Origin of the sequence: Leifsonia sp. SIMBA_070 (assembly GCF_046534635.1) — a bacterium.
GTDB lineage: Bacteria > Actinomycetota > Actinomycetes > Actinomycetales > Microbacteriaceae > Leifsonia.
In genome coordinates this window covers 1-256 of record NZ_JAWRYK010000553.1, presented here as the reverse complement: position 1 = coordinate 256, position 256 = coordinate 1, and the positions used below count along the sequence as shown (strand labels likewise).

The following is a 256-nucleotide window of genomic DNA, read 5'->3' as shown; positions in this document are numbered from 1 at the left end:
ATATCGTCTCATGATCAAATGACCATCGAGCAAGCGAGCAACGTCCTAGCACTGGAGATGACAAAGCGGAAAACCCAAGAGGAAGTCTACTACAAAAAAACGCAGGAGTTATTTACTGACCTGCTGCAATATAAAGACCCACGCCTGTTAGAGGAAGCAGGAGAATCTCTGGGTTTACAGACCGATTCCTTTTTTTCGGTTTTAGTAGTGGAGGTCGTCTCTTACACTGATTTACAAGCTCTGGAAGCCGTCATTC

Annotated in this window: 1 protein-coding gene; it reads left to right on the top strand. The window is 44.9% G+C overall.

All coding sequences use genetic code 11. The features are described 5' to 3' along the window. Nucleotides 1-18: 18 nt before the first annotated feature. A partial coding sequence (locus tag SB754_RS21415) for a hypothetical protein (RefSeq protein WP_410784344.1) occupies nt 19-256 on the top strand: 238 nt, incomplete at its 3' end.